Raw genomic sequence first — 10,757 nt, 5'->3', positions numbered from 1 at the left:
GAGGCACAAAGGAGAATTGAAGAATATTTGCATTTCTATAATAACGAGCGACCGCAGAGAAAACTAAAAAAACTGACGCCTGTTGCTTACAGACGTCAGCTTTCTGCCTAGGTGTTTTTTGCAATGTCTACAAATAGGGGTCTTGACCATATGAGCATTGACCCTTTTTTGATCATGGCTATTGATCACTTATATGACGATACTGCGGTATGCGTACGATAACTGAAGTGCCAATCCCGGATTGACTATGAATTAATATCCCGTATTCGGATCCAAATAAGAGCTGTAATCTTTCTTGCACATTTTTAATGCCATAACCCGCACTTTCATGTTCAAGAATACGCTTAATCTTATAAGGTTCCATACCGACACCATTATCCTCCACAACAAATACAATATCTTCACCGTCGAGACTTGCCCGCAGGATGAGTTTACCTCGGCCCTCCCTCTTAAGATCGATGCCATGCATAATCGAGTTTTCAACAATCGGTTGCAAAATCAAATGGATCATTTCAAATTGAAACACCTTGTCGTCCACATCAAATTCTACGTCAAACCTTTTATTGTGCATTGCTAATTGAATATGTATGTACGCTTGGACGTTTGTCCATTCATCTTGAATCGAAATAATCTGCTTCCCTTTATTTAAAGTTGTTCTGTAATAACTAGATAGTTGATTTACCAAGTCACTAATTTCTTGGGCATCGATACGCAGCGCTTTTGAATTAATTAAAGATAAAGAATTGTATAGAAAATGGGGATTAATTTGAGCTTGTAGCGCTTTCAGTTCGGCAGACTTTTGCGTAATTTTTGTTTGATATACCTCTGAAATGAGCTGATTAATTTGTTTAAGCATAGAACCGAATCGATTGGTAAGCTGCCCGATTTCATCTTTGGAATTCGCTGATACAACAATAGTAAGATCACCGTCTTCCACCATCTTCATTTTGGTGTTTAATTTCTCGATTCCTTTTAACAGCGTTTCTGAGAACAAGAAGATAATAATACTTAGAAAAACCATGCAGATGAGTACAATGATGCCCGTTGCGCTTAAAATATTGCCAATGCCTGTTTTGTACTGATTGTCGGGAACCAAATAATGAAGTATCCAATCGGTTTGAGGAATATCTTTGTTTACAACTAAATAGGATTCGCCATCTAATTTTGCATTTGAAGTGCCTTTCCTTGAAAGTGATTGAAGTTGAACATCATCCATCTGCCCAGCATGCTCTGATAATACGGGCCGATTCTGTCTATCGGTAATGATGATGCCATTCCCTCCGTTCACTCTGCCAATGAAATCACCGAAGATTTTGTGGTAATCAAATCTAACATAAAGTACAGCGCTCACGGTCCTAAACTCGATATTGTAAATCACTCGTGTGGCAAACAATTCTCCATCTTCAAACCACCACTTGGTTGTATCACTGCCCTTTGTTTCTAGATACCAATCCTTCTCCTTAATTGCAGATGAAGGCGTCATGAAGTTTCCTATTTCAGATTGATGACTTTCGGAGTACAACATTATCTCATTCATATCCCTAACCATATACATCAAGTTAAAAAAAATAGGTTCAATTTTATCATTCAGCATCATTAATTGTGTGTACAAATCCAGATTCGGGTTACTCATCATCTCGATAACCGTAGGATGGAAAACAATCGATTTTATTGACACATCCTGCCTCTGAAGTCGGTAACTGATCTCTAAAGTGACTTTCTTCGCCTCGTTATCCGCACTTTGCAGAAACTGGCTCTCTAATGAAGATTTAGAGTTATGGTAGGCATATAAGCCCAGTACAATGGTTGGCAGGAAGATGACAATCACATAAGAAAGTAATAATTTCTGGCGCAGGCGGAGATTACGGATAAATTTGAGTAGAGTCACCTTCGCCCACCTACCTCACGATATTGAACTGGAGTCAAGCCATTATATTGCTTAAACATTAAATTAAAATAGGAAGTGTTCGTGAATCCAACTGTACTGGCAATATCAACAACTTTAATCGTTGTATCTCGCAGCAACTCCTTCGCTCGCTCCATACGAACGGCTGTAATATATTTGACTAGGTTTTGGCCTGTATTTTTTTTAAACAAAAAACTTAAATAACTTGGCGATAAAAAGACGCGATTGGCTAAATAGGCGACCCCAATATCACTTCCGTATTCCATCTGGATGAGAGTCTGTACATCTTCAATCACTTTGCGGCATTGATCATCTGTCGCCGTTTCGATTTGCAGCAAATGCTCCTGAAAAACGGATAAAATGACTTGCCTCAACTCAGCAATCGAATTGCATAGTGCGATTCGCTCAAAACCATTCTTTAATAAATTGCTGTTTCTTTTGCCTTGAGACTCTACTATTTTTTTTAATATGTCTGTAAATAATAGCTTGGCATACATAGAACTAAAGCGCTTACAACTTTGCATGCTTGCAATGAGAAACTCTATTCGATGCTCAAGTGTATAATATTCCTTTTGTGCAATGGAAGTATAAATATCCTTCAGCATAAGCTCTAACGATTCGTCGTCTATATGGTCATGAAAGCTTTCATCTTCTTTGGAACAAACGACACTGCTTTCCATAAAAAAACGAAAATTCATTAACTCTTCCATTTGGGTAAACTCATCATGAAGTCCCTCTAGCTTCTCTACCGGACTACCAACAATAATAAAACTTCGCCGGTCGAAGCGAGTCTCCAGCCATTCTTTAATCCAATCCCCATAAGCCATAAGCTCTTGCAGGTTATCGCGGTTCTTTGAAGCTGGATCAATAGCGACTAGCATGATGCTTTGATACTCATTCAAATTTAAAAAAAGCATCTCATGTGTACAAATCGATTGTAGAAAATCGAACGCTTCTGTATGATGTTGATCAAAAAAACGATTTTGCAATCCAATCATAATCATATACATTCGCTTATTTACCAGATGATTTAGGCTTGCAAAAGCTGCCCGTTCCTCGTAATGAACGTCACTCTCACGACCCTGAAAGAGATCAAACAGGAGCTTCTCTTTCTCATACGCCACTCCTTTATGAAAGCCTTTAACGAGCAGATCCTCTTTCTCTCTCTGAAGCCGTTCGTCTTCAAGTATAGCGATGATGAAATGGAACACTTTTAGGAATTCCTTCACATCAATCGGCTTCAACATATAATGAACCGTTCCAAGCTGAATCGCTTTTTGTGCATATTCAAATTCCCCATATGCACTGTAAATAAGTACTTTAAGGTTCGGAACGACTGCTTTTGCCTGCTTAATTAACTCTAGACCGTCCATGAATGGCATGCGAATATCTGTGAATAACAGATCTACATGATGGCCCTTTATATATTCCAGTGYCACTTCCCCATCATTGGCCTGAGCAACAGAAAATGGTAGAGCATGCTTATGAATAAGCCATTCAATGGCTTCGATTTCAGCTTGTTGATCATCGACGACTAATATATGATACATATTTTCCTCCCTGTCTGTTCAAACGATCGCTATTCACTCACCACTTGAGGATACTCTCTACAATCCAAAGCATAGCACACAGGACATTCCCATTCATACCATTGTATTAAATCACATTCTTAAATTCTTACTTCCAAATGAATTCTGTTAGGTTTCGCAAAAATCTGTTATTTCGATGAAAATGACATTTATACTACAATGATAAAAGTATCGAGAAACAAACTATCTATTTGGGAGGTCTTTGTATGAAGAGAACATGGTTTGTCTCCGCTATCGCTATACTCGCCTTCACGATCCTATTTACAGGCTGCGGTAAGAACAGTACGGAGAATAGCAGCACAAAGGGAAATGCAACTGCGAAGAATACAACCGATACGAAAGAAACAAAGGATCCAGAACCGGTAAAGAAAGTGAAAGTCAGATTATCGTATTGGAACAAAGAAGACAGTGTAAAGACACTACTGCAATTATTCAAAGATAAACTTCCCGATGTAGATGTGGAGTATCAGTTCATCGATAACAAGACTTACGCAGATGTCATCAAAACACAACTTGCAGCAGGCGAAGGTCCTGACATTATCGGTGGAATAATTGATGCTAATACTGTCAAAACAGGTTACTTCGAAGATTTAACAGAACGCTACGCTAGCAAGTATTATGAAACCGGCACGTCCACTGTAACATTTGATAATAAACTGTATGGGTTGCCGCAAGCGAGTTGGTTCAACGGGGTTTTCTATAACGTTGAACTATTCACCAAATATAACTTGGAAGTACCAACAACGCTTGATGAGTACTTCCAAGTAGCGGATGTGCTGAAGAAGAATGGCATCAAACCCCAAGCGATCGGTCTAAAGAATCCTAACGTCGCAGGCCAGTCCTTCCTCGGTTTGGCATTAAATGATTTTATCGGCACAGAGGAAGGGAAAAAATGGAATAACGATTTTGGTAAAGGAACCGCGAAAATAGCCGATGCGCTGGAGCCTGCTTTGACAACATGGACTGAATACTTGAAACGCGGTATCTTCACCAAAGATATGCTTGGGCTTGAAGAAGAACAAGCCATAGACGAGTTTACAAGCGGCAAGGCAGCTATGTTCCAAGCAGGGCCTTGGTACATGGAAACCTTTAAGCAAAAAGCGCCAAACATGAAGATTGATATGTTCCCGAACCTGGGCACGAAAGGCGGCCCGGGTTGGATGGTAGGCGGTCCCGGAGTATCGTTTGGTTTGAATGCGAAGTCCGAAGTCAAAGATGCGGCGTACAAGGTGCTTGATCTGTTATCCACACCAGAAGGCCAGTATGCTTACTGGGCCGATAATAAAGGCGGTTCATCTTTCTTGAAAGGCGTTACTTTTGATATGCCAGCTGAGTATAACGGTGCTCAAGAAGCTTTCAAGGCGGGCAATGTCATGTTCCCTGTTAATAATTGGGGCGTTGCTTTTGCTGCTTTCACAGATCTGGGAAAAGGTATTCAAGAACTCATAGCTGGTATCAAAACGCCTCATCAAGTACTAGAAGCGGTAGATAAGAAAGCAACTGAACTGCTGGAGAAATCTAAGTAGGCCGAATATAAAATACAAGGGGCAAAGCGATTTGCCTCTTGTACATCCTAAATGCTAAAGGTTGTTGCACATGAACAAACCAAACATTTTCAAACGAGAGATCAATTATGTTCTGCTTCTGCTTCCCGCCTTACTTATTTATTGTGCCTTTTTCATATTTCCGACGATAAAGACCGCTTTATACAGCTTTACAAACTGGTCGGATGTGCATCCGGTTGCTGTCAAATTTGTTGGTCTAGACAATTATATTGCTTTATTTAAAGATTCAATCTATTTGACAGGTATAAGAAACACTTTAATCTATGCGGTACTTGCGATGCTTGGACAGAATATACTAGCCATTCCATTAGCGGTGTTTCTTAATAAAAAATTAAAAACAAAAAATCTGCTGCGAGCTGCGTTCTTCCTTCCTGCGGTGTTCAGCGTATTGGTTATCGGTTTTCTCTGGAATTTTATGTACTCTCCCTCCGACTTTGGCTTGATTAATCAGCTTGTAGTCGCTCTTGGTTTTGAACGCATCAATTTTCTCGGAGATCCTCATCTTGCACTTTATTCGGTTATCCTTGTCTCCGTATGGCAGTGGGTTGGTTACACAATGGTTATTTATTTGGCCAACTTGCAGAGCATCTCAACAGATTATTACGAAGCGGCGAAGATTGACAGAGCGAGTGGGCTGCAAATGTTCCGCTATATCACACTTCCTCTACTGCTTCCGGCGATCACTTTCAACACGGTTATGGGGATGATAAACGGCATGAAAGTATTTGATATTGTTTATGCCTTGACTGGTGGTGGTCCGGGGTATTCTACGGAAACGATCGTATCACTCATGATCAAGAAAGGGCTCAGTGAAGGGTTCTATAGCTACGGAGCCGCATTCGGTATCGTCTTCGTTATCCTCGTAGGCATCATCACCTTTATTCACATTTCACTAATCAAGATGTGGGAGCGGCGGTAATCATGAATCGATATACTAAGGAAACTGCTGTCACGGAAATTCTTATGCTCGTCTTAGCGGTGATTTTTATGATCCCAGTTTACTACTTGATCATCACAACACTTAAGACGCCAGCTGATGCGGTCTCTCAACCGCTTGGCCTTCCAGTTAACATCACGTTCGACAATTACATTCGTGCCTTTAAGGCAATGAACTATTTTCATGTGTTAGGAAACAACCTTATCATTACGATTTCCTCTGTTGCGGGTATTGTAATCTTTTCTGCGATGGCTGCTTACAGCTTGATACGACGTACTAATCACTTCAATCGGATCGTATTCCTTTTATTCATGGTTGGGATGATGGTACCATACCAAATGGGGATCTTAGCACTTTATAAACAGGTAGCCCAGCTTGGGCTTATGAATACCTTCACGGGGATTATTCTAATAGAAATTTGTTACAGCCTTCCGTTCTCTATCTTTTTAATTAAAAGCTTTATCAGTTCTACCGTTCCATTTGAACTGGAAGAAGCGGCAAGAGTAGACGGCTGTGGGGTTTGGAGGACATTCTGGCAGATTGTGTTCCCGTTGCTTACGCCGGTAATTGCCACTGTAGCTATTTTGAATACACTTGCTGTGTGGAATGATTTCATGACGCCATTGTTGTTCTTGCAATCCCGTTCAAAGGGTGTATTGCTCTTAGAAGTATTCCGCAACATTGGGCAATTCTCGACCGACTGGACGAATTTCTTCCCGATGATGCTCCTGGCGGTTGCACCACTCATTCTGTTCTACATTTTCATGCAAAAATATATCATTAACGGCATCACGTCCGGCTCGTTAAAGGGATAGGAGTATAAAGCTTTGCATGAGAAAGCTTTGAAGCTGAATACTTCTATTCCTAGATAGTGCGCTTGAGACGAACTAAATTTCAAGAAAAAAAACTGAGTGGATCGTTTTCATCCACTCAGCTCTTAGCGTTATTTTACAATAATTTGTATAACATCACTTACCGTTGTTCCGCTTCCATTCATAAACTCACCGCGATATTGATAAATGCCAGGAGCTTTTCCCGAAATTTGTGTATTTGCCGATTGGGCATTTGGTGAGTGTGAAGATAAAGATTGCGTTTCAATAAGTTCGCCATTTTCATATAATCGATACTGTGCTGCGTTCGTGCCCCACCACATATTTGCAGTAATGGTATAGTTTCCATCTTGATCCCAGTTGTCACTGGATAACACAGGTTTGCCAGGATTCGCATCAGCCACGGTGACGGTATGTGGTTCACATGAAGTCGTTCCATACAAATTCGATAACTCACATGTATACACATAGGTTCCATTTGGCTTGCCTTGAATTGGAATAATGGAAGTTTGGGCAGCTGGCGAATCAACGGGCAATGACTTCGTTTGGATCAATTGGCCATTCTCGTACAACTTATACAGTGAGCCATTGGTTCCCCACCACATATTCATCGCAACGTCATAATTGCCATCATGTAAGCCTGTCGCAGCACCGCTATTATTCGAAAGTGTCGGTTTACCTGGCGCCTCATTCACAATCAGCTCCGGACTAACGGAATGCCGTTCGAATTTGACTGCATCAACCCTCGTATAGATCATATCGGCAGGAAGTGTTGGTGGGTCTACCGTTGTAGGAGTAACCCTGGTTAAACGAACATACTCGCTGCCGTCTCCTGTAAAGTCGAACGTTCCTAAATTAACCCAGCCCGATGAGCCAACTGTTGCATCGATATATGTGACCTCGGTACCTGACTGATGCTTCACTTCCACTTTGACATAATTATCGTTTGCCGTCGTATGGACGATCTTGTAGATGGAGACTGTATATTTCCCCTCTGGAAACTGGCCTTTCCACGTTGCTGAAGATCCTTGTACTGTAGAGTAACGGGACTTAACCCCAATTTTGTATCCGGCTAAGTTGCTTTGGCTCCAAGACCCTTCTGTCGTGTATAACCCCGTTGTATTTGTACTGTCGACGATAACCGTTAGGTCCTTGATCGCGATGGTCAAAGGCGGTGTTGTTAAGGTCACTCCGTCAATCGTTACAGTGGCCCATACCTCAATGTGATCTGTGTCTCCATCAAGATTTAGAAGGGACAACCTACCGCTGCTGTCTACTTCAGCCAAATCCGTACGATCAACGAAATACTGCACATTGGCCTGTGATAGATCACCGATCAAACCATTATCCAAATAGCCGGTTACGCTCAGTTGTGCGGTTTGAGTCATCTGCAGCTCGTTCCGATCGGACAGGATCACCGCAGACTCCAATTGCGGCATTCTGTTCGGGTCTACCCACATTATTGCATCGGCAACTACCCGTGACTTGTTGGCCTTATTGGTTAGTTCCACGTACCCGCTATCGCCTGCCGCAAAAGGATAATCACCTAGGTGCACCCAAGTACCATTCGTCGCTGTCTCATCAACGGTAACCAAATCAGAGCCCCCGCTATAATAAACGGTAAATGAGGCATTCGTTGCCCAGCTTTCACTCGCTGTGGTTATTTGCGGAAGCTTGTAATACACACTGTAAGTAACAGTATCCGGCAGCTCCGGCCGCCATATAATTTTGCTTGTCGCTGTGCCGGTCGTCGATTTGGCATACACATAGTTATCGTAGTAATAGTCGTTAGCCGTTGTATCCCTTATCCAGACCCCTTCTGTCTCCGCTTCGGTATTATCTACAATAATAGATGAACCCTCCTGCCAATCGGGTTGGACTGGAGTTTCGGATACCTTATCAGGCAGATAAAGTGTCCGTTTGCGGGTCTGTTTCCCGTCCGATTCTACGTAATAAGTGAAAGTTTGAGATAAATCGTTCGCCCGTATCGACCATTCCATCGGATATATCGTATCTGGAATGGTCGTATACGTAGCCCCGCCATCCAAGGAATAATGGATTGTCGCTGGTTTCGTCGTTTTTGCCTGTACATAAGCATCATAAACCGTCTCGTCGGGCTTCACGATCAGCATCCCTTTAACCGCATCGATTGGACTGTGGGTATCGAAGAAGTAGCTTGCATCCGATGTATCAGCAGTTCTAACCTGATGCAGCGGCACATCAATCTGGAGTCCCTCAACAATGATAGCGGTTATCCCTTTGCTTGAAACCGTAGCTTGAATAATTCCGCCACTCATAACTGCTTGTTCTGGTGTGCCATTATCGCGGATGATGGTTACGGTATAATCTTGTGACGGGTTGAACCCAATGATTTGCGCATTCAGTTCAATCGAAGTCTGAACTTCATCTGACGATGCGTTGCTTAGCCCGATATAGAATTTATCCCCGCTCTCTCCCGTTATCCAGTTCAATTGAGGATCGTTAGTCTGAATAATCCCCTTGGGCATCCAGAGCCAAACGTCGGAATTACCATAAAAATGACCTGGTTTATTGCCATAAAGGTGATATTTGAACCATAAAAAATTCGTTTCGAATACGGAAGGAAATGTAATACTCCCGTTCGATTTTAATGATTGTTCGCTGATCAAATAATCCATCGTTTGCCCGAGCTGCCCCGGAATATGGTGATAATAGATGGATGTAGCCCCGCTTGGGCCTTCCAGAGGAAAATCCGGTTCAAGTTGGCTAACGGCAAAGCCCTTATAGTAATAACCTGGATAGCTGGAATATCGACCAATTACCGAATTATGTGCGATATCCTGCAGCAGTTTATCACCTGTATAGAGCGACAATCGCAGCATGAATGGAGCTTCCTGAGCATTCATCCGATAATAGCCGGTTGTGCTTCCTGCTTCAAACGTCAACCCGTTCGGTGAAACAAGCCAACTATCCGCTTGTACGCCTCCTGCTACATCTTCTGGGAGCTTGCTCCTAGGATATTGGTATTTACCGCTTTCCGGCCAATGGAACGACTCCGCGTAATTATACGTCTCGGGCTGCGGAATCGTAACGGTACCTTCAGTAACTGGTCGAGCAACGAACATGGTGGCATACCGTTTGGCTTCCTTATAAGCGGCATTCAAGTATTTGGGATCCTGAGTTTCCTCGTAAAGCTCCAAAATCTCCATCCACAGCTTGCTATAATAATAAATGAATTCATTTTTACTCACATTAACGGATTCAGGAGTATCGATATGCTGCAGGATATAGCTGTCGGCTGCATCCTTGGCAGCCTGTAAATACTGCGCATCTCCCGTCATCCGATACATCATCAGGGGCTGAATGACAGGACCCCGGTCTTTCTGATCAGGATCGCGCACGAGGTACTCTTCCTGTGCCAGCGCCCCAATTCCTGCTGAAGTGCCCATCATCTGATTGACAGCGGCTACGCTTGAAACATCGAACGGCAGGGTGGCCATTTTCCATAACGAAGGCACGCCATATACTTTCTTCTGCGTCGGCGACCAACCGATGCCATTTCGCGATACGCCATACTGGACGGACGGCAATGCTCTCGTATCGTAAAGCTGGTCATCCCCAGTCAAATAATAAGCCCCCAAAAGAACGGCATTCGAGCTTGTTCGAACGCTATCCTCGTTTTCGATATCAATAAAGCCCTTGGCACGGCTCCACCACCCGCTGGGTGACGGGACATACTGAACAGAGTCGTCCCCTTGCGGCTCTATCTTAAGCATATCGATCATATTGAACATCGCGTCAGTAAGCGACTGATCTGATACATTTTCCCGGTATGCCGAATAACCGTACTCATTGCGAAGAATATCCGCGTAGGACTCATAAAGATTGCTTTTTTGTGCGATTAGCCCCATATGAAATTGATAGGTGTTTTCTGCGGTCATTTGCGAATAA

The 10,757-nt window shown here is 42.6% G+C and carries 7 protein-coding genes; 4 read left to right on the top strand and 3 right to left on the bottom strand.

All coding sequences use genetic code 11. The features are described from left to right. Nucleotides 1–15: 15 nt before the first annotated feature. Nucleotides 16–111 carry an IS3 family transposase gene (locus tag AC1DM9_RS33785; protein ID WP_441878496.1) on the top strand — a complete coding sequence of 32 codons (96 nt, stop codon included), beginning with the start codon at nt 16–18 and terminating at the stop codon, nt 109–111. A 67-nt stretch (nt 112–178) separates the two neighbouring features. Here the strand turns inward: AC1DM9_RS33785 and AC1DM9_RS33780 are convergent, their stop codons facing one another. Then, nucleotides 179–1,888 carry a cache domain-containing sensor histidine kinase gene (locus tag AC1DM9_RS33780; RefSeq protein WP_441883116.1) on the bottom strand — a complete coding sequence of 570 codons (1,710 nt, stop codon included), beginning with the start codon at nt 1,886–1,888 and terminating at the stop codon, nt 179–181. Further along, entirely contained in the window at nt 1,885–3,456 is a 1,572-nt protein-coding gene (locus AC1DM9_RS33775) for a response regulator transcription factor (protein WP_477584401.1), read from the bottom strand. Before AC1DM9_RS33775 ends, AC1DM9_RS33780 begins: the two co-directional genes overlap by 4 nt. Before the next feature lie 245 nt (nt 3,457–3,701). Here AC1DM9_RS33775 and AC1DM9_RS33770 point away from each other — a divergent pair, with 245 nt between their 5' ends. From AC1DM9_RS33770 to AC1DM9_RS33760, 3 genes are all read left to right on the top strand, one after another. Then, nucleotides 3,702–5,021, top strand: coding sequence for an ABC transporter substrate-binding protein (locus tag AC1DM9_RS33770; protein WP_477551877.1), 1,320 nt, complete (start codon nt 3,702–3,704; stop codon nt 5,019–5,021). A 70-nt stretch (nt 5,022–5,091) separates the two neighbouring features. Then, complete coding sequence (locus tag AC1DM9_RS33765) at nt 5,092–5,979, top strand: carbohydrate ABC transporter permease (protein ID WP_477584399.1); 888 nt, start codon at nt 5,092–5,094, stop codon at nt 5,977–5,979. 2 nt (nt 5,980–5,981) lie between these two features. Beyond that, on the top strand, nt 5,982–6,812 hold the full coding sequence (locus tag AC1DM9_RS33760) for a carbohydrate ABC transporter permease (protein WP_441883124.1): 831 nt from the start codon (nt 5,982–5,984) through the stop codon (nt 6,810–6,812). A 128-nt stretch (nt 6,813–6,940) separates the two neighbouring features. Here AC1DM9_RS33760 and AC1DM9_RS33755 read toward each other — a convergent pair whose 3' ends face one another. Continuing rightward, the gene (locus tag AC1DM9_RS33755) at nt 6,941–10,747 is read right to left on the bottom strand and encodes a golvesin C-terminal-like domain-containing protein (protein WP_477584397.1); all 3,807 of its coding nucleotides are present in this window, start codon (nt 10,745–10,747) and stop codon (nt 6,941–6,943) included. Between the last annotated feature and the right edge of the window lie 10 nt (nt 10,748–10,757).

It is taken from the genome of Paenibacillus sp. 01T431 (assembly GCF_056398625.1).
Note: the sequence above shows the minus strand (reverse complement) of the source record. Positions and strands in the feature narration are given on the sequence as shown.